Origin of the sequence: Streptomyces sp. NPDC059373, from assembly GCF_042751495.1 — a bacterium.
In the GTDB taxonomy this organism is placed as follows: Bacteria; Actinomycetota; Actinomycetes; order Streptomycetales; family Streptomycetaceae; genus Actinacidiphila.
Genome location: NZ_JBHYXC010000016.1, coordinates 85,233 through 101,713 on the forward strand (window position 1 = coordinate 85,233; position 16,481 = coordinate 101,713).

General features: G+C 70.9%; 20 protein-coding genes. 8 read left to right on the top strand and 12 right to left on the bottom strand.

The features are described 5' to 3' along the window. Positions 1 to 68 precede the first annotated feature (68 nt). Both ACFXJ5_RS22045 and ACFXJ5_RS22050 read left to right on the top strand, forming a co-directional pair. Positions 69 to 992, top strand: coding sequence for a nitroreductase/quinone reductase family protein (locus tag ACFXJ5_RS22045; protein WP_384633491.1), 924 nt, complete (start codon positions 69 to 71; stop codon positions 990 to 992). A 10-nt stretch (positions 993 to 1,002) separates the two neighbouring features. Beyond that, positions 1,003 to 1,791, top strand: coding sequence for an oxidoreductase (locus ACFXJ5_RS22050; protein ID WP_384633494.1), 789 nt, complete (start codon positions 1,003 to 1,005; stop codon positions 1,789 to 1,791). Positions 1,792 to 1,801: 10 nt separating this feature from the next. Here ACFXJ5_RS22050 and ACFXJ5_RS22055 read toward each other — a convergent pair whose 3' ends face one another. From ACFXJ5_RS22055 to ACFXJ5_RS22075, 5 genes are all read right to left on the bottom strand, one after another. After that, positions 1,802 to 2,710, bottom strand: coding sequence for an LppU/SCO3897 family protein (locus ACFXJ5_RS22055; protein ID WP_384633497.1), 909 nt, complete (start codon positions 2,708 to 2,710; stop codon positions 1,802 to 1,804). 87 nt (positions 2,711 to 2,797) lie between these two features. Beyond that, on the bottom strand, positions 2,798 to 3,304 hold the full coding sequence (locus ACFXJ5_RS22060) for an FMN-binding protein (protein WP_384633500.1): 507 nt from the start codon (positions 3,302 to 3,304) through the stop codon (positions 2,798 to 2,800). 54 nt (positions 3,305 to 3,358) lie between these two features. Continuing rightward, positions 3,359 to 4,816, bottom strand: coding sequence for a ferric reductase-like transmembrane domain-containing protein (locus ACFXJ5_RS22065; RefSeq protein ID WP_384633503.1), 1,458 nt, complete (start codon positions 4,814 to 4,816; stop codon positions 3,359 to 3,361). After that, positions 4,813 to 5,625 carry an FAD:protein FMN transferase gene (locus tag ACFXJ5_RS22070; protein WP_384633506.1) on the bottom strand — a complete coding sequence of 271 codons (813 nt, stop codon included), beginning with the start codon at positions 5,623 to 5,625 and terminating at the stop codon, positions 4,813 to 4,815. The genes ACFXJ5_RS22065 and ACFXJ5_RS22070 overlap by 4 nt, the downstream gene beginning before the upstream one ends. 304 nt (positions 5,626 to 5,929) lie before the next feature. After that, positions 5,930 to 6,079, bottom strand: coding sequence for an SbtR family transcriptional regulator (locus ACFXJ5_RS22075; protein WP_384633509.1), 150 nt, complete (start codon positions 6,077 to 6,079; stop codon positions 5,930 to 5,932). A 132-nt stretch (positions 6,080 to 6,211) separates the two neighbouring features. Between ACFXJ5_RS22075 and ACFXJ5_RS22080 the strand changes: the two genes are divergently transcribed. Continuing rightward, positions 6,212 to 6,592, top strand: a complete 381-nt coding sequence (locus tag ACFXJ5_RS22080; protein WP_384633511.1) for a DUF427 domain-containing protein — start codon at positions 6,212 to 6,214, stop codon at positions 6,590 to 6,592. A gap of 31 nt (positions 6,593 to 6,623) precedes the next feature. Here ACFXJ5_RS22080 and ACFXJ5_RS22085 read toward each other — a convergent pair whose 3' ends face one another. Together ACFXJ5_RS22085 and ACFXJ5_RS22090 are read right to left on the bottom strand one after the other, a co-directional pair. Continuing rightward, positions 6,624 to 7,454, bottom strand: a complete 831-nt coding sequence (locus ACFXJ5_RS22085) for a pentapeptide repeat-containing protein (RefSeq protein WP_384633514.1) — start codon at positions 7,452 to 7,454, stop codon at positions 6,624 to 6,626. Between the two features lie 85 nt (positions 7,455 to 7,539). Next, positions 7,540 to 8,520, bottom strand: a complete 981-nt coding sequence (locus ACFXJ5_RS22090) for a LamG-like jellyroll fold domain-containing protein (RefSeq protein WP_384633517.1) — start codon at positions 8,518 to 8,520, stop codon at positions 7,540 to 7,542. 433 nt (positions 8,521 to 8,953) lie between these two features. On the opposite strand from ACFXJ5_RS22090, the gene ACFXJ5_RS22095 reads away from it, so the two are divergent. Continuing rightward, complete coding sequence (locus ACFXJ5_RS22095) at positions 8,954 to 10,201, top strand: MFS transporter (RefSeq protein ID WP_384633520.1); 1,248 nt, start codon at positions 8,954 to 8,956, stop codon at positions 10,199 to 10,201. A 64-nt stretch (positions 10,202 to 10,265) separates the two neighbouring features. On the opposite strand, the gene ACFXJ5_RS22100 is transcribed toward ACFXJ5_RS22095, so the two are convergent. Next, positions 10,266 to 11,120, bottom strand: a complete 855-nt coding sequence (locus ACFXJ5_RS22100; RefSeq protein ID WP_384633523.1) for a helix-turn-helix transcriptional regulator — start codon at positions 11,118 to 11,120, stop codon at positions 10,266 to 10,268. A 141-nt stretch (positions 11,121 to 11,261) separates the two neighbouring features. Between ACFXJ5_RS22100 and ACFXJ5_RS22105 the strand changes: the two genes are divergently transcribed. Then, entirely contained in the window at positions 11,262 to 11,993 is a 732-nt protein-coding gene (locus ACFXJ5_RS22105; RefSeq protein WP_384633526.1) for an SDR family oxidoreductase, read from the top strand. A 141-nt stretch (positions 11,994 to 12,134) separates the two neighbouring features. Here the strand turns inward: ACFXJ5_RS22105 and ACFXJ5_RS22110 are convergent, their stop codons facing one another. Further along, on the bottom strand, positions 12,135 to 12,686 hold the full coding sequence (locus ACFXJ5_RS22110; RefSeq protein WP_384633529.1) for a hypothetical protein: 552 nt from the start codon (positions 12,684 to 12,686) through the stop codon (positions 12,135 to 12,137). 85 nt (positions 12,687 to 12,771) lie between these two features. On the opposite strand from ACFXJ5_RS22110, the gene ACFXJ5_RS22115 reads away from it, so the two are divergent. Then, on the top strand, positions 12,772 to 13,215 hold the full coding sequence (locus ACFXJ5_RS22115) for a TraR/DksA family transcriptional regulator (RefSeq protein ID WP_384633532.1): 444 nt from the start codon (positions 12,772 to 12,774) through the stop codon (positions 13,213 to 13,215). A gap of 20 nt (positions 13,216 to 13,235) precedes the next feature. Here ACFXJ5_RS22115 and ACFXJ5_RS22120 read toward each other — a convergent pair whose 3' ends face one another. Then, complete coding sequence (locus ACFXJ5_RS22120; RefSeq protein WP_384633535.1) at positions 13,236 to 14,069, bottom strand: aldo/keto reductase; 834 nt, start codon at positions 14,067 to 14,069, stop codon at positions 13,236 to 13,238. Positions 14,070 to 14,217: 148 nt separating this feature from the next. Between ACFXJ5_RS22120 and ACFXJ5_RS22125 the strand changes: the two genes are divergently transcribed. Further along, a complete protein-coding gene (locus tag ACFXJ5_RS22125) occupies positions 14,218 to 14,637 on the top strand; it encodes a PPOX class F420-dependent oxidoreductase (protein WP_384633538.1) in 420 nt (139 codons plus the stop codon). A 17-nt stretch (positions 14,638 to 14,654) separates the two neighbouring features. Here ACFXJ5_RS22125 and ACFXJ5_RS22130 read toward each other — a convergent pair whose 3' ends face one another. Next, on the bottom strand, positions 14,655 to 15,407 hold the full coding sequence (locus tag ACFXJ5_RS22130; protein WP_384633541.1) for a phytanoyl-CoA dioxygenase family protein: 753 nt from the start codon (positions 15,405 to 15,407) through the stop codon (positions 14,655 to 14,657). A gap of 178 nt (positions 15,408 to 15,585) precedes the next feature. Here ACFXJ5_RS22130 and ACFXJ5_RS22135 point away from each other — a divergent pair, with 178 nt between their 5' ends. Beyond that, positions 15,586 to 15,786, top strand: coding sequence for a hypothetical protein (locus ACFXJ5_RS22135; protein WP_384633544.1), 201 nt, complete (start codon positions 15,586 to 15,588; stop codon positions 15,784 to 15,786). On the opposite strand, the gene ACFXJ5_RS22140 is transcribed toward ACFXJ5_RS22135, so the two are convergent. After that, the gene (locus tag ACFXJ5_RS22140) at positions 15,746 to 16,228 is read right to left on the bottom strand and encodes a hypothetical protein (protein ID WP_384633547.1); all 483 of its coding nucleotides are present in this window, start codon (positions 16,226 to 16,228) and stop codon (positions 15,746 to 15,748) included. The two genes, ACFXJ5_RS22135 and ACFXJ5_RS22140, sit on opposite strands and share 41 nt — an antisense overlap. Between the last annotated feature and the right edge of the window lie 253 nt (positions 16,229 to 16,481).

A 16,481-nucleotide genomic window follows, 5' to 3' on the forward strand; every position in this document is an offset into this window, starting at 1 on the left:
GTCAAAGCTAATTTGCTTTCGAAGCAAATGTGCCTGTCCGTGCCGATGCTATCCGAGAGGTCATCCGCATGTCCGAGCAGCCGCCGTCCCCGGCGGAGTTCAACCAGCAGGTCATCCAGGAGTTCCGGACCAACGGCGGCAGGGTGGGCGGGATGTTCGAAGGCGCCCCGCTCGTCCTGCTCACCACCACCGGCGCGCGGACCGGCCGCCCGCACACGAATCCGGCGGTGTATGCCCGGGACGGCGCCCGGATCCTGGTCTTCGCCTCCAATGCCGGCGGCCCCCGGCACCCCGACTGGTACCGCAACCTGCTGGCCGACCCGCGCGTCACCGTCGAGATCCGCACCGACGGCGGCGACGTCGGGACGTACGCCGCCACGGCGGTGCCGCTCGAAGGCGATGAGCGCGACCGCCACTTCCGCGACCAGTGCGAGCGCGATCCGGCCTTCGCCGCCTACCAGGCCGGTACGACGCGGGTCATCCCGGTGGTCGCACTGAGCCGCCTCGACCTCTCGGACCCGGAGCGGATCTCGGCCATCGGCGCATTCCTCCTCCGTGTCCACGAAGAACTCCGCCGCGAACTCGGCGCGGTCCGCGAAGGCGTCGACGCCTACCTCGCGGGCCGCCCGGTGGCGCAGGTGCCGTCCCTGGGGCAGCAACTGGCCCAGCACTGCCTGGCCTTCTGCGGCGCCCTTCACACGCACCACGCCAGCGAGGACGGCGCGTTCACGGTCTTCGAGCAGCAGTTCCCCGAGCTCACGCCGGTCGTCGGCCGGCTCCGCGAGGAGCACCGGGCGGTGGCGTCGGCGCTGACCGGGATCGAGGGGCTGCTGGCGGATCTGGCCGCCGGTACGGCCACCGGTGCGGCCGACGCCGAGAAGCTGCGTGCGGAGCTGGAAGTGCTGGCATCCGAGCTGGAGACACACTTCGCATACGAGGAGCAGCATCTCTTTCCCCAACTACGATCGAGTTCCGCTCGCGAACCGCGATGAGAGGAACGCCATGGAGCTCCGTCTTTCCGGCAAGGCAGCTGTGGTCACCGGTGCGAGCAAGGGCATCGGGCTGGCCATCACGCGGGCGCTGGCCGAGGAGGGGGTGCGGGTGGCGGCGGGCGCCCGCCATGTGACCGAGGAGCTGGCCCGGCTCGCCGAGAAGTTCCCGGTCCACCCGGTGGCGGTGGACCTCGGGACGACGGACGGCCCGGCGGAGCTGGTGGCCGAGGCGGTGGCCGAGTTCGGCGGGCTCGACGTCCTGGTCAACAACGTCGGGGCCGTGCGCCCGCGGCTGGGCGGATTCCTGTCGGTGACCGACGAGGACTGGTTGTCGGCGCTGAACCTCAACTTCCTCTCCGCCGTCCGGGCCACCCGCGCGGTGCTGCCGCACCTGCTGGAGCGCGGCGCCGGCAGCATCGTCACGGTCGCCTCGGTCAACTCCTCCCTGCCCGACCCGCTGGTCATCGACTACTCCGCCGCCAAGGCCGCCCTCGCCAACTTCAGCAAGTCCCTGTCCAAAGAGGTCGGCCCGCGCGGTATCCGCGTCAACACCGTCAGCCCCGGGCCCGTCGCCACCGACCTGTGGCTGGGCGCCGACGGCGTCGCCGCGACCGTCGCCAGCGCCGCCGGCGGTGAGCCCGGCGACGTGGTCGACCAGGCAGCCGGCGGTTCGGTGACGGGCCGGTTCACCCGCCCGGAGGAGGTCGCCGACCTCGTCCTGATGCTCGCGGGAGAGCGCACGGGCAATGTCACCGGTGCGGACTTCGTCATCGACGGCGGCCTGATCACCACCTTGTGACGCCGCGTGCTCAGCCGGCGTAGACCACGGTGCACAGCAGATTCCTGCCGTCGTCCACCTTCCAGGCGTAATACCTGGTCGTGTCGCCGGTGACGCGGCTGCAGTCACCGGCGACGATGCTCCCCGAGTGCTGGTAGACGCCGGTGATGTGCATGATCGTGTCGTACGGCTTCGGCACCTTCGTGTCCGTGCAGTCCACGCCCGTCATGTCCCCCAGCGAGATCCTGGTGTTGCTGCCGCTGCCCTTCTGCTCGGCGAGCAGGCAGTAGTTCTTGCGGTAGATGCGGCTCAGGCACAGCACCGTGGTCCGGCCGTCGCTGTCGGACGTGTGACTCCAGGTGCCCCGTCCCGTCCCGGACGGGCAACTGCTCGCGTAGTCCGTGACCTTGCTGACCTTCACCAGGGCCTTCGTGCTGGAACAGCTGGACACCGGGGCCGGCGGGACGTCGGTGCTCCACTCGTAGGTGTCGAAACCGCCCGAGCCGGTGTCATAGACGGTGAGGCAGTCGCCGGCCGAGACCGCCGCGAAGGCGGACGCCGTGGGGTCCGGCGTGGCGATGGTGGGGTCGACGGTCGGGTCCTCGTACGAGCCGCTGCCCGTGCTGTCGTACGTGCTGCTGAAACTGGGCGCCGCCGGCGACCCGGAGGCTGTGTCACCGGCCTTGGAGTCGAACCATCCGGCCATGAAGCCCAGGGCCACGACCGCGACCAGCGCCAGGACGAGCGTGCCGCCGATCCCGATGACGAGGATGGCCGCGGCATTGCTCTTGCGTGGCGGCTGCGGCCCGCCGGGCGGCGGCCCGTACGGCCATTGCGGACCTTGCAGCGGACCTTGCGGCGGCAGCCCCGGCGGGCCGGGTGGGCCCGGCGGCGGACCGGGTGGGCCGAACTGGCCGGGCGGGCCAAAGGAATTGCTCATGCTGTCCCCCGAAGATGCGGCGTACAAGCGTACTTATGTGCTGTGCGCACGCATGCTATCCGGGCCCCGCCCGACCTGGATCAAGGGTCAGCCGAACGGACCGTGTCCGCCGTGGCCGCGTCCGCCGCCCGCGTCCTCGGTGGGGGCTGTGGTGGGGGCGGTGGAGCCGTCGGCGGCCTTGAACTTGGCCTTGTCGAGGGCCGACTGCAGGGACGCGGCGTAGCTCTTGCTGGTGAAGGTCGCGCCGCTGACGGTGTCGATGGCGGCGCTCTGCTTGGTGAGCGCGCTTTGCCGGAGTGTGGGTACGGCAGCGTTGCTGATCTGCACCGACTGCGGTTCGTTGCTCGGGATTTGCAGCGCCTTGACGTCGGTGATCTTCCCGTTCTTGATGGTGACCTGTACCTGCGTGGTGCCGAACTGCGTGTCGACCGGCGAGCCGGTGGCGACCGTCGAAGTGCCGCTCTTCTTGACGGTGGCCTGCTGGCTGGCGGATGTGGAGGAGGTCAGGGCCGGGGTTGCCTCGCGTGGCTTGAACATGAGGACACCCGTAGTGCCCAGGATGGTGGCGGCCAGCACGATGGGTGCACGTCGCATCGAAGTCTCCGGAAGTCAGTGGAAGGCGGCGGGTGACGGTCGGCGGGTCGCCGGTCAGAACGCGAAGTCCTCGTGGTGGATACGGTCCGCGGGCACCCCCGCCTCGCAGGCAGCGCCGACGACGGCTCGGGTGAAGGCGTCGGGCCCGCAGACGAAGACGTCGCGGCGTGACACGTCGGGGACGAGGGCCCGAAGCGCGGCGGCGTCCAGCCGGACCTCCTCGCGGGGCCCGGTCAGCGTCCGCAGCCGGGCCGGATGGTGGGCGAGGAGACGGGTGAACTCGCCGAGGTGCGCGATGTCCTCGGGGCGGGAACCACGCAGGATGACGATGGTGTTGGTGTCCGGCGGGAGTTCCTCCAGCAGCGCCCGGATGGGCGTCGTCCCTACGCCGGCACCGACGAGCAGGACGTACCGGGACTGTCGGACGTCGGGGGTGAACACGCCGTAGGGGCCTTCGAAGGCCACTCGGGTGCCGGGGGTGAGCCCGGCCAGCGCCGTGCTGTGGTCGCCCAGTTCCTTGACGGTGATGCGCAGTTGTCCCGGCTTGGGCGCGGCCGACAGGGAGTAGGGGTGGGCCTGCCACCACAGGCCGCGGCGCAGGAACCGCCACATCATGAACTGGCCGCCCGCCACCGGCAGTCGGTCCAGGCGGCGTCCGGACAGAACCACCGACCAGGTGCGCGGCCCGACCGGGGTGACCTTGGCGATGCGCAGGTCGTGGCGGACGGAACGCCACAGCGGCAGCCCCACCCGGAAGGCCAGTACGACGGCGAGGGTGCCCACCCACAGCGTGGTCCACCAGGCGCGGGCCAGCGGGTGCCCGATGAAGGGCGCGCCGGTGTCGACCTGGTGGACGTAGGACAGTCCCAGGCCCAGGTACGTATAGAGGTGGACGGCCCACCACGTCTCGTACTTCATCCGGCGTCGCGCCCGCCGGTAGGAGGTGACGCCGGCCATCAGCAGCAGCCCGGTGCCGACGGTGGCGGACAGTACCCCGGCGTACGTCCACAGCAGCTGGCCCACCTCGGCGAGCAGGCCGGTCTTCGCCGCCCGTGCGTAACCGACGGTGATGAGCACCGCGTGGGCCAGGACCAGGTACAGACCCCAGGGGGCGAGCCGGCGGTGCCAGACGATCAGACGGTCCTGGCCGAGGGTGCGCTCCAGCGGGGGGATGCGCGCCGAGAGCAGGACGGTGATCACCATGGCGTACCCGGAGAGCATGCCGGTGATCCGGCCCAGCGCGGTCGCCACTCCACCGGCCGCACTCAGCGAGCTCATGCTCTGCGCGGACACACCGAGCGCGAGCGAGGCACCCAGGCCGAGACCGGCCGCTGCCGCCAGCAGGTCCACGGCGAGCGGGCGGCGGCGGGCCGGACGGCGGCGCGGGGACGGGGAGTTGCGCTGAGCCTGGGGGCGCGCCGGCGGCTTGGGCGGCCGCCGGACCTCCGGCGGCCGCGACATCCGCGGGGCCTGGGCCGGTCGCGGCGGCTGAGGTGTGCGCTGCGCGGTCATCGTGTGCCCTGTCCCGGATCGGCCAGGGGGAAGCCCGGGGTGGTCAGCACAGTGTCGTCCTCCAGTACGGTCATGGCCTCGTATCCGTCGAGGCCCAGAGTCCATGCGGCGGCTTCGCGGCCCATGGCGAAAGCGGCCGTCGCACAGGCGTCGGCGGTGCCCAGGTCCGGGCCGCAGACCGTCACCGACACCACTCCGGCGGGGGCACGGGCGGTGTGCGGGTCGATGATGTGCGAGCCGCGTTCGTACGTTCCCGAGGTGGCCACCGCCAGGTCGGTGGCGTGCAGCACAGCTGCCACGGCATCGCGGTCGTACGGGTGCTGGATGCCGATCCGCCAGCCCAGCCCCGGGCCTCGGCCGCCCCGGCAGACGACATCGCCGCCGGCCGACAGGCAGAAGTCCGTGAACCCCCGGCGCGTCAGGCCGTCCGCGGCCCGCTGCACCGCCCAGCCCTTGACCAGAGCTGAGGGATCCAGGGTGCCGCCCGCCCGCATGTCGAAGAACCCGCCGGTCTCCCGGCGCAGCTCCTCGCACCGGTCGAGCACCCAGGCGACGTCGCCGCTGACCTGGCTGCGCGTCAACTCACCCGAGTTGATCCGGGAGATGACACTGTCGGGCCGGTACGTACTGAAAACGGCGTCGACCTCGTGCAGCCACTCCATGACGTCGTCGGCACCTGCTGCGGCGGCGTCCGCGAGACAGCCGCGCAGGTCGATGGAGACCATCGTGCCCATGACCTGCTCCACGCGGACGTACGGACCGGCCGACGGAGGGCAGCCTTCGGTCCCTTGCTCTCCTTGGGTGCTCATCCCGTTTCCTGTGCTGCTCATCTCGTCTCACCTGCCGTACGTCCGGTCGGTGGTTCGGTGGCTACATGACCTTCACTCTTTGGGCGCGTGGTCGTCACCCTGCCGGGCGGACCTCTCAGTCCGCTCTGTGCCCGCGACCGGCGGAAGACCCGGGGGAACGCCTCACCACGGCCGAACACGGCACTGTGACCAGGGCAGTTGTGCCGCCACGGGCTCAGGAGGGCCGGCGGTCGAGAGGGCGGACCCGCGTGCCGCCCTCAGAGGTTTAAGGCGAATCTCAGGAACGCCCCCGCCGAAGTGGTGTTCAGCGGTCCTTGCGGTGGGTGAGGCCGTTCGTCAGGAGGTCGAGAAGCCGTCGAGGGAGATCGCGCCGGCCGGGTTCGCCCGCGATGAGGGTGACGCCTCCGAGGCCCATGAGTACGTCGTCGGGATCGACGTCGGGCCTGATCCGCACGGCCTGGCGGTCTCGTTGCGGTACGTCGCCTCGATCAGCCGCTCGGGTGGGAATGAACGGAGCCCCCTGGCCGGGAGGCGCGTCGGAGGGGAGACTGCAGAGAGCCGATACGGATCATTGGAGATGAGACGCATGACCAACAGGCCGGTGCTGATTCCGGGCTCGGACCATCCCATCACGGTCGACAGGAATCCCGCCCGCGTCGTGGTGTCCGTCGCAGGCCGCGTCATCGCGGACACGCGCGACGCCCTGACGTTGCGCGAGGCGAACTATCCGCCCGTGGAGTACATCCCCCGCGAGGACGTCGACCTGACCCTGCTGGAACGTACCGATCACGCGACGTACTGCCCGTTCAAGGGGGACGCGGCCTACTACAGCATCCGTGACGCGGGGGAGGGCGGCGCGAACGCCGTCTGGACGTACGAGGCGCCCTACGACGCCGTGGCCGGGATCAAGGACCACCTGGCCTTCTATCCCGACCGGGTCGACTCGATCGAGGAGCAGTCGCAGTAGCAGGAGCGGCCGGCCGGCTGAGTCCCCCGGGCTACCAGTGCGCGGGGCGGGTGAGGGCCGGAGGGAGCCTGGTCGCGGCATCGCCCTTGGCGGCGTTGAGCTGCGGCTGGGTCAGGAAGATGCTGCCGGTGAGGTCGGCGCCGCTCAGATCGGCGTCCCGGAAGTCCGCGCCGATGACGTCGGCCGTACGCAGGTCGGCCTGGGACAGGTCGGCCGCGATGAGGTAGGCCCCGCGCAGATTGGCCCCGCGCAGGTCGGCGCCCTTGAGCCGGGCGCCGATGAGGTCCGCTCCCCGGTGGTTCTTCCTGCGTCCGGGGACGGCGGCCCGTACGAGTTCGCTGGTGCGCAGCAGCAGGGCGTTGACGTCGTGGCGGAGCGCCGGCACGTCCAGCTCGGCGAACGACTCCGCACTGCCGTGGGTCAGGCGGTCGATGTCGTTCAGCGCGCGCCTCAGCTCGGCGTGCACGGGGCGGGCCGGCGGCAGGGCCAGGGCCTCGGTCACGTACCGGAGCAGCTCATGGAGCTGCCGCATGACGGGAAACACGTCGAACATCTGCCGGGCGGTGTGCGGCGCCTCACGCCAGTCCTGCCCGCCGAAGGTGATCTGGGAGACCTTCTGGCCCGCGCCGAAGCAGTCGAAGACGGTACAGCCGGGAAAGCCCTCGTCGCGCAGGCGGGTGTGGATGCCGCAGCGGAAGTCCGTCCCCAGATTCGTACACGGCTTCCCGGCCGGCTTGTCGACGGCGAAGTCGGCGGAGGCGGCGAAGGGCAGCGCGACGCAGCAGAGCCCGAAGCAGCTGGCGCAGTCGGCCTGCAGATCGAGGCTTCCGCCGGGGGAAGGGGCTTCGCGCTTCTCGGACAACGTACGTGATCTCCTGCTGCGGGGTGGTGATGAGACACCATTGTCCCCGACGCGGCGTCGGGGCCGGACAGCGCTGCCGGTGCCGTCAGACCAGCCAGGAGGCGATCGGCGGGGCGTCGGCCCCCGCACCGCCGGATGACTTCACGCGGGCAGCCTCGGCGGCGCTCAGCCCCTTGTTCCAGACCTGGATGTGGCCGATCACCCCGAGCCAGGGGGCGGTCCATGCGGCGTTGCTCCGGCTTCGGCCGAGTTCGAGCGGGCCGGAGCCGGTCGGCAGGCCCGAGGCCCTCGCGGACCCGGCCGGGGCACCGCTCACGTAGAGGGTGACGGTGTGGGCGGTGGCGTCGTAGCTTCCGGTGAGAAGGGTCCACGTGGAGACGGTGGCGGCGTTCTCGGAACGGACCTGCGCGGTCCCGACCCGGAAGACCCACGCCTTGCGGCCGTTCGCGTCGTCGCGGCCCAGGTCGAAGACGGACGAGGCGCCGTCGCCCGCGCTGATCGCCGAACGGGAGCCGTTCGCCGCGTTGTTGTAGACCCACGCCGACACGGTGAAACCGGCGGTGGTGTCGACCACCGGGTCGTCCGACTGGGCGTAGGAGCGGGCGGCGTCGCCCCTGAGGCTGAGCGCGTAACCGCCGGACACCGACTTCAACCCGGCGTCCGGGCCGAGGGGGAGGTCCGCCTGCCCGGTGTGGTCGGCGAGAACGTTCGGCTTCCCGGGGACGGTCGGGGTGGTCACGGGGGCACGCGAGGGCGAGGCCGAGGTGGACGGCGTGGCGGAGGGTGTGGCTGACGGCGAGGCCGTCGGCGAACCGAGGGCGCTCGGCTCCGGGTCGCCGCCGCTCAGGCTCCGGACGGCCACGGTCCCGGCTGCCACGGCGACGACCCCGACCACGGCGACGCTCGCGCCGAGCCACCGCTTGCGGCGCCGCCTGCCCGCCTGGTGGCGATCCGCCATCGCCTGCCAGTCCGGCTCGGGCGGGGCGGACCCGAAGCGTGGTGCCTGCTGGTACGCCGCATTCCCGGGCGCGGCAGGCCCGGTCTGGTGTTCGGTGCCGTCGGTCATGAACGGATGCTAGGATATGATCCCCTGGCCGTCGCCCGTCGCCCGTCGCCCGCCGCCACGAGCCATAACCGGTACATGCGGCGATTCGAGCCGGGGGAGACGGTCGTACGACGGGACGTGTCCCGCGGGAAGGTGCGGAGCGCGCCCGCCTTCCGGGCCGTGAGGGACCCCGGCGAGGCGCTCGTCATCGGCTGCGCTTCCGGTGCGGAGACGCCGGTCGCGACCACCGGATGCGCGACCGGTACGTCAACTTCCAGCGCCCGCCGCGCCCCACGGCGATCGGCTTGGACACCGAGCGCCTGCGGTTGCATGCCGGTCAACCGGCCGCGGACCAGCGGATGGACGTGGCAGGTGGCCAAGCGCGGCCTTCCCTGCCTTGACCTTCTCCTCGGGGCAAAGCCCAGCATCGGCTCCGCCGGGCACGCTGCCCGGCATGAGGGGGATGCGTGTGTTGCTCGACACCGGGCCGCTGCGCCACCGGCCGTTCCGGAGGCTGTGGACCACGACCGCCGTCACCGGGATCGGCAGCCAACTCACCGCCGTTGCGGTGCCGCTGCAGGTGTACGGGCTCACGGGGTCGTCGGCGTACGTGGGGCTGGCGGACCTGGCCGCCTTCGTGCCGCTGGTGGTGTCGGCGCTGTGGGGCGGGGCGCTGGCCGACGTGGTCGACCGGCGCCGGATCCTGCTGACGACGCAGACCGGGATGGCCGTGGTGTCGGCGCTGTTCTGGGCCCAGGCAGCCGTCGGGGCACGCTCTGTGACGGTGCTTCTGGTGCTGGTCGCCGCACAGCAGGCGCTCTTCGGCGCGGGCGCGGCGGTGCGCGGAGCGGTCGTACCGAGGGTGGTGCCGCCTGAACTGCTGGCGGCGGCCAACGCGTTGCAGTCGATGGTCACCTGGTTCGGCGGCATCGCCGGCCCGCTGCTGGCCGGGACCCTGGTGGCGGTCTTCGGGCTGCCGACGCTCTACCTGCTCGACGCGCTCGCCGTCTGCGCCGCGCTGCCTGCCGTACGCGGCCTCCCGGACCTCCCGGTGGCGGGCGGGGGCGGCGTCGGCGGACGGGCCGGTCCCGGGGCGGTCGCGGAGGGCCTGCGCTATGTGAGGGGCCGGCCGGTGCTGTTGGTGGTGTATCTCGCCGACTTCACCGCCATGTTCTTCGGCATGCCCGCCGCGCTCTTCCCGCAGGTCGCCCACCAGGTCTTCGGCGATCCGGCAGGCGGGGGCGTCGTGATCGGCGTCCTGTCGGCCGCAATGTCCGCCGGTGCCCTGCTGGGCGCCTGCCTGTCCGGGACGTACAGCCGGATCGGCCGCCACGGCGTCATGGTCACGGCCTCCGCCTGCTGCTGGGGCGCCGCCGTCGCCGGCTTCGGGCTCGCCACCTCGCTGCCGGTCGCCGCCCTGCTGCTCGCCCTCAGTGGGGTCGCGCTCCTCGTCCTGGGCGTCTTCCGCAAAACCATCCTCCACACCGCCGCCGAGGACCGTATGCGCGGCCGCCTCCAGGGCATCGACACCGTCGTCGCCGCCGGTGGCCCCCTCCTGGCCGGCCTCGCCCACGGCACCGTCGCCGTCGCCCTCAGCCCCGCCTGGGCCATCACCGGCGGCGGCCTCCTCGCGCTTCTGGCCATGCTCGCCGCCGTACTGGCCTTCCCCTCCTTCTGGGCCATCGGGCACACGGCCCGGTGATCCGGAGCGATGTACGGGCCGGCGGGGGGCGGCCACCCCACCCCCCACTCTCGGTCCGGTCGGATCAGTCGCTGCCCGGTCGCAGCGCCCTGTCCGGCCGGCCGACGGCGTGGAGGGAGCCGAGGAGGGCGAGGGAGTCGGCGTCCGGGGTGCCGGGGGCGGCGGTGCCGACGAGGAGATGCTGGCCGGGGGCGGCCTGGATGTCGAAGCTCTGGTAGGTGAGCTTGATGCGGCCCACGGCCGGGTGGTTGAAGGTCTTGGTCTTCCGGCCGAGGCCGCTGACGCTGTTCTCTCCCCACAGCGCCGCGAACTCCTCGCTGCCGACCAGCAGTTCATTGACGACCGAGGCGATCTCGGGGTCGCCCTGGTCGTGCCCCGCGGCCAGCCGCAGCGCCTCGACCGAGCAGCGGGCGACGGTCGACCAGTCGGCGAAGAGCTCACGGGCGGCGGGGTCGCGGAAGAGGGAGCGGATCATGTGACGACGGTCCGCCAGAGGTGACAGCAGAGCGTCGGCCAGCGCGTTGGAGGCGAGGACCTCCAGGCGGCGGTTGATGACGTAGGCGACCGACGTGGGGAAGGCGTCCATCAACTGCAGCAGGGCGGGGTCGACCTGGTCGGCCGGCTGGTCGGAAGGGACCGGTTTCGGTACGAGGCCGGCCAGCCGGTAGGCGTGCCAGCGGGCGTCCGTGTCCAGGCACAGGGCCCGTGCGATGGCGTCGACGACCTGGCCGGAGGGGCTTCGTTCCCGGCCCTGCTCGAGGCGGGCGTAGTAGTCGGCGCTGACCCCGGCCAGTACGGCGACCTCTTCGCGCCGCAGCCCGACGACCCGGCGGGCTCCGGAACTGGGCAGTCCCACGTCCCCCGGCTGCAGTCGGGAGCGACGGGTGCGCAGGAACTCGCCCAGCTCGTAACCACTCATTCAAAAATCCTACGTCGTCGGCTGCCGCGCTTCCTGGGAGTGGCGCACCCAGGAAGCCTCGTCCTGCCTCATCGGCGGGATCCGGCGCATGCTCGAAAGCCCTGCGGTGGATCACCGCCGCGCGTATGCGGAAGGCTTCCCATGACCGTCAAGGCCGACAAGACCGTACTCATCACCGGAGCCAGCAGCGGCATCGGCGAGGCCACGGCCCGCCGGCTGGCAGCCTCGGGCCACCGGGTGGTCCTCGGTGCCCGCCGTACGGACCGTATCGCCGCCATCGCCAAGGAAATCCAGGCGGACGGGGGTACGGCCGACCACCGCGAGCTGGATGTGACCAGCCTGGAGAGCATGCGGTCCTTCGTCCGGGCCGCGCACGAGACGTACGGACGTGTCGATGTCCTGGTCAACAACGCGGGCGTCATGCCGCTGTCGCTGCTGGAGGCCCTGAGGGTCGACGAGTGGAACCGCATGATCGACGTGAACATCCGCGGTGTGCTGCACGGCATCGCCGCGGTGCTTCCCCTCATGCGCGAGCAGGGCGCCGGGCACATCGTGAACATCGCCTCCGTCTCCGGACTGCGCGTCGATCCCACCGCCGCTGTCTACAGCGCCACCAAGTTCGCGGTCCGCGCCCTCTCGGAGGGCCTGCGCCAGGAGAGCCGCGACCTGCGCGTCACCGTGGTCAGCCCCGGCATGACCCGTAGCGAGCTGGCCGACGGCATCACCGACACGGACGTACGTGCGGCCGTAGGGGGCCTGATGGACATCGCGATCCCCGCCGCGGCCATCGGCGAAGCCATCGACTACGCCATCAGCCAGCCCCTCGACGTCGACGTCAACGAGATCGTCATCAGGCCCACCGCCCAGGGCTGATCCGACAGAAGCCAAAGAACTCCTCGACTTTTGCGTATGCGCGCCCCCGAGATGACCACCGCATGACCACCGCGCGGGTGAAGCCGCAGTCGCCGGTGTTCGGCTCGGTGGTTCCGGCCGCGGCCGGCATGAGCACCGGTTTCAGGACGTGGGCTCCTCCCTGCCCGCGTCCCACAACACCTTGAGCAGCCTCAGGGTTCCAATACCGGACGTGCGGTCGTATTCGTCGGAGAAGTCGGCGAGGACGCTTCCGTCCGAAGCGGTGATGATGTCGCGACTGCGCAGGGTGCGGTCGTCGACGGGGCCCGACAACCACTTCTTGCTGTCGACCCTGACCTCACCCCAGCCGTAGGGGCGCAGAGCCCCTTCCCGCGCGAGTACGAAGCCGCCCTCGAAGCAGTACAGGCGAGGAACCGGGCCGCCCCGGCGCGTCCAGTACCTGGTCCTTCCGTACAGACCGCAGCACACCAGCGCTCCGCCGAGCAGCAAGCAGCTCATCACGGCCTGGAACCAGGCGGGTGCGTCACCCCTCGGTTTGAACACCAGGATCGCCGACCCGAGGCCCCCGAGGAAGAGCATGCCGATGATCAGGTTCATTCGCTCCTGGAATCGACCGGGATACGCCGTGACGATGACACGGCTCCCGTACCCGCTGGCCGCGCCCATCGTCGTCGCTTCCGCACGCTCGCTCATGACCCCCCTCCCAGCCCCTTCGCCCCTTACCCAGGCCGGGGCCAAGGTATCCAGGGGGACCGTTGAGTGAAGCCTGCCCCCGGCGGTGATCACCGGAATAAGCGGCTCGCACGGTTCGCTGTGTTTTGTCGTGGAAGATCACATCGAAAGTGCTGGGAACTCACCGGCGCAACGCCGGGCTGCGACAGAGCTGATCGATGAGGCCCGGGCCGGCAAGGTGCGGCTGATCGAGTCCTTGGAGCGCCTGTGGGACGGCGTCGTCGAAGCGTCCGCCGTGAGCAACATCGACGACGAGCACGATCCGGAGGGAGCCACGGTCGCTTTCGAACGGGCCCAGCTGCGGGACGCGCTCAAGCAGGCGCGCGCGGACGTGCAGGACCTGGATCGAGCCGCGGAGCGGGTGCGCACCGGTGAGTACTGGGTCTGTGAGTGCTGCGGAGGCCCGATCGCCGCTGCGCGGCTCACCGCCCGGCCGACGGCGACGGTCTGCATTGCCTGCGCGAACAAGGCGGCCAAGGCGGCCAGGTGAAGTGGCCGAGTCCGGGCAGGTCAGAGGAGCTCGAGGGGCTGTGGGCGGGTCGGGGGCGGGAAGGACTCGTCAAGGGTGCGGAGGTCGTCATCCGTGAGGTGCAGGTCGAGGGCTGCGTGGTTTTCCTCGACGTGCGCCGCGGTGGACGCTTTGGGGATGGCGATGACGTCGTCCCGGCGCAGCACCCAGGCGAGTGCCACCTGGACGGGCGAGGCCGCATGGGTGGCAGCCACGGCGGCCAGGGCCTCGTGGCCCAGCAGACGGCCCTGTTCCACGGGTGAGTAGGCCATGACCGGGATGGAGAGTTCCCGGCAGCGGGGAAGCAGGTCGTACTCCGGGCCTCGCCGGGTGAGGTTGTAGAGCACCTGGTCGGTCTGCGGGCGGGCGCCGTCGGGTAGGTCCGCGAGGTCGTCGACGTCGAAGTTGCTGACGCCCCACGAGCCGATACTGCCTTCCGACACCAGTGACTCCAGGGCCTCGACCGTCTCGTGCAGCGGCACGCTGCCCCGCCAGTGCAGCAGGTAGAGATCGATACGGTCGGCCCCCAGACGGCGCAGGCTCGCGTGGCAGGCGGCGACCGTGCCCTTTCTGCCGGCGTGGGACGGCAACACCTTGCTCACGAGGAACGCCTCGTCCCGGCGGCCGCGAATCGCTTCGCCGACCAGTTCCTCGGCGGCGCCGCTTCCGTACATTTCCGCCGTGTCGATGACGGTCAGCCCGAGGTCCAGGCCACGCCGGAGAGCGGCAATCTCGTCGGAACGCCGCGAGGGATGGTCACCCATATGCCAGGTGCCCTGCCCGAGAGCGGGCACCTTCGCGCCGGAGGGGAGGGTCACTGTCCGGGCCTCTGTCATCGTGTACTCCCTCTCAGCCCCCGACGAAGCGTCGCGATCGAGCGGCCACCATGATCGCAGTCCAGGGCTCACCATGCGATGCGCGCTCGCCGAGCGTCACGCAGTATGGAAAACCCGAAGCCGTCGAACGCGTCACGGAGGGTCTTCCATGTCGAAACCACCGCTTCCCGACGAGGCAGTCGCGATGTTGACGAAGGCCAATCCGGCCGTGGTCACGACCCTGCGCTCGGACGGTCAGCCGGTGTCCACGGCTACCTGGTACCTCTGGGACGACGGCCGGGTACTGGTCAACATGGATGAGGGACGTAAGCGGCTGGAGCACATTCGCAACGACCCGCGGGTCACGCTCACCGTGCTCGACGAGGGCAACTGGTACACGCACATCAGCGTCATCGGCCGCGTCACCGAAATCCGCGAGGACAAGGAACTGGCCGACATCGACCGGCTGTCCCGGCGGTACCTCGGCAAGCCCTACGCGCGGCGGGATCGCCGCCGGTTCAGTGCCTGGATCGTGGTCGACCGCTGGCACGGATGGGGCACTCTGAAGGACTCCCGCCAACTCGGGTGAGGTCGGAGAGAAACGCCCTAGGCGCGGAATTCGGTGAGCGGATCGGTGACGGCCTCGCGCCAGCGCTCGCGGTGGCCGGTGGCGTGGAGCCGGTAGTAGACCGTCTCGCGGCGGCCTTCGGCGGGGGTGCCGTCGTGGCCGCCGATGTTGTGGGCGAGCAGGTAGTGGGCGAACAGCACGCTGCCGGCGGGGCCGGAGGCCTGGATGGGCCGGCCGAGCTCGACCTTGGGGTAGGGGCCGGGATTCATGTCGTCGATTCGGGTGAGGGCGTCGGCGCCGCGTTCGGCGAGGTACTGGCCGAAGCGGAGGTGGGTGCCCGGCCAGATCCACAGGTTCCCGCGGTGTGGCCGGTGTTGGTCGGTGAGCCAGACGCCCGCGAGCAGTGAGAAGGTGCCGGGGCGTCCGTCCGGCTCCCCGGGGGTCACGCCGTCGACGTGCGGGCCGCCGGGCCGGTGCGGCCAGTGCGGGACGGTGGTCGCCACCTGGGCGAAGTCCGGGTCCTGAGGAGCGAGTTCGGGGCGTAGCAACTGCGCTGCGAGCTCGCCGATGCCCGCGTCGCGGTAGAAGTCGAGCAGCGGGTCGCCTTCCGGGCCGAAGCGCGGCCACAGGAAGTACGGTCCGACGTGGTCGTCGGCGTACGGCTGTTTCGCCAGCATCGCCGCGACCAGTCGGCGGCCCGCGGCGATCCGCTCGCCGCTCAGGACACCGGGGACCACGACAAAGCCCTGCCGGCGGAAGGCGGTCCGCACTGTGTCGGTGAGCGTCACCATGCCATCGAGTGCAGCAGGCGGAGCGTGGCCCGGGCAACCGGATATCGGCGGGGCCGGGCCGGATCAGTATGGCCATCGGATCAGAACATGGCCCCTAACGAGGGGGGTGCGCTCACTCGAACCGGTGGCAGCGCCGGGCGCCGGCGTACCACCGGCGCACGAGCCGCGTTGCTTGGACATGGACAGTACATCCGCCACCACGGGATGCCTCCTGGGCCACCTCGACCACCACCGGTCGTTCGCCGAACTCACCGGTGCGTACTGGATGGACCCGCCGATCTACTCCGGTCTGGTCGCCGACTGGCGCGCCTACGGCAGGACGGTGCCCGGCCAATATCTCACGGAAAGCCTCCCGGAGTCCGCCTCTCCGGAGACGTGACCAGCACCTCGGTCGCCTGCTGGAGCGCCAGTTCCACGGCTGCGGGCCGGTGCACCGTACCGCTGCCGTCCGGAGGCACGAGCCAGCGCAGCGAACCCGCGATCCGGTACGGAGCCGGCACCGCGATCCAGGATCCCCTGCCGACGTAACGGATGCCGGAGCCGATCCAGCGGGTCACGGGATCGGGAGGGAGGAAGAACCCCACCCTGCGCGCGCCGAGATCGGCGAGCGTGGGGCCCGGCTCCTGCCTCGGAGCCCGCATCAGGGCGTCGAGGGCGAGCAGACCGAGATCCTCCGGCACGCTCAGCACGTCCCAGAAGCGCCCTGCCGGTAGTAATACCGTGCCACTTTCGCCGTGTTCCCATTCCCGCTTGCACGCCTGCGGGTCGGTCGCGGCTGCGGCCAGCCATTCCATCGCCTGTTTCAGAGCGGTGTGTCTCATGATTCTCCTCCGCTGTGGATGGATTCATGTGGATTCCCGAATGCCGGATCGGCATCGCCCCCGCAATCCACCTTGGTAGATATTTCTACGCTGCGGAAGGGGTGGCGCGCCGTGGCGTTTGACGCCCCTGTACGGAAGTTGACGACGGCGGGAGGACCCCCGACCGACAGTCATCTGGTCATACCTTCGCGGATTTGTTGCAGAATCCGGACAGGGCGCGCCGAAACCGAAACTGAAAAGGACATGGGTGCGG

Bases quoted from the DNA above. Each gene is read 5' to 3' on its own strand.
- ACFXJ5_RS22045 (WP_384633491.1), top strand. From the start codon at position 69: ATGTCCGAGCAGCCGCCGTCCCCGGCGGAGTTCAACCAGCAGGTCATC.
- ACFXJ5_RS22050 (WP_384633494.1), top strand. From the start codon at position 1,003: ATGGAGCTCCGTCTTTCCGGCAAGGCAGCTGTGGTCACCGGTGCGAGC.
- ACFXJ5_RS22055 (WP_384633497.1), bottom strand. From the start codon at position 2,710: ATGAGCAATTCCTTTGGCCCGCCCGGCCAGTTCGGCCCACCCGGTCCG.
- ACFXJ5_RS22060 (WP_384633500.1), bottom strand. From the start codon at position 3,304: ATGCGACGTGCACCCATCGTGCTGGCCGCCACCATCCTGGGCACTACG.
- ACFXJ5_RS22065 (WP_384633503.1), bottom strand. From the start codon at position 4,816: ATGACCGCGCAGCGCACACCTCAGCCGCCGCGACCGGCCCAGGCCCCG.
- ACFXJ5_RS22070 (WP_384633506.1), bottom strand. From the start codon at position 5,625: ATGAGCACCCAAGGAGAGCAAGGGACCGAAGGCTGCCCTCCGTCGGCC.
- ACFXJ5_RS22080 (WP_384633511.1), top strand. From the start codon at position 6,212: ATGACCAACAGGCCGGTGCTGATTCCGGGCTCGGACCATCCCATCACG.
- ACFXJ5_RS22090 (WP_384633517.1), bottom strand. From the start codon at position 8,520: ATGACCGACGGCACCGAACACCAGACCGGGCCTGCCGCGCCCGGGAAT.
- ACFXJ5_RS22095 (WP_384633520.1), top strand. From the start codon at position 8,954: ATGAGGGGGATGCGTGTGTTGCTCGACACCGGGCCGCTGCGCCACCGG.
- ACFXJ5_RS22100 (WP_384633523.1), bottom strand. From the start codon at position 11,120: ATGAGTGGTTACGAGCTGGGCGAGTTCCTGCGCACCCGTCGCTCCCGA.
- ACFXJ5_RS22105 (WP_384633526.1), top strand. From the start codon at position 11,262: ATGACCGTCAAGGCCGACAAGACCGTACTCATCACCGGAGCCAGCAGC.
- ACFXJ5_RS22110 (WP_384633529.1), bottom strand. From the start codon at position 12,686: ATGAGCGAGCGTGCGGAAGCGACGACGATGGGCGCGGCCAGCGGGTAC.
- ACFXJ5_RS22120 (WP_384633535.1), bottom strand. From the start codon at position 14,069: ATGACAGAGGCCCGGACAGTGACCCTCCCCTCCGGCGCGAAGGTGCCC.
- ACFXJ5_RS22125 (WP_384633538.1), top strand. From the start codon at position 14,218: ATGTCGAAACCACCGCTTCCCGACGAGGCAGTCGCGATGTTGACGAAG.
- ACFXJ5_RS22130 (WP_384633541.1), bottom strand. From the start codon at position 15,407: ATGGTGACGCTCACCGACACAGTGCGGACCGCCTTCCGCCGGCAGGGC.
- ACFXJ5_RS22135 (WP_384633544.1), top strand. From the start codon at position 15,586: ATGGACAGTACATCCGCCACCACGGGATGCCTCCTGGGCCACCTCGAC.
- ACFXJ5_RS22140 (WP_384633547.1), bottom strand. From the start codon at position 16,228: ATGAGACACACCGCTCTGAAACAGGCGATGGAATGGCTGGCCGCAGCC.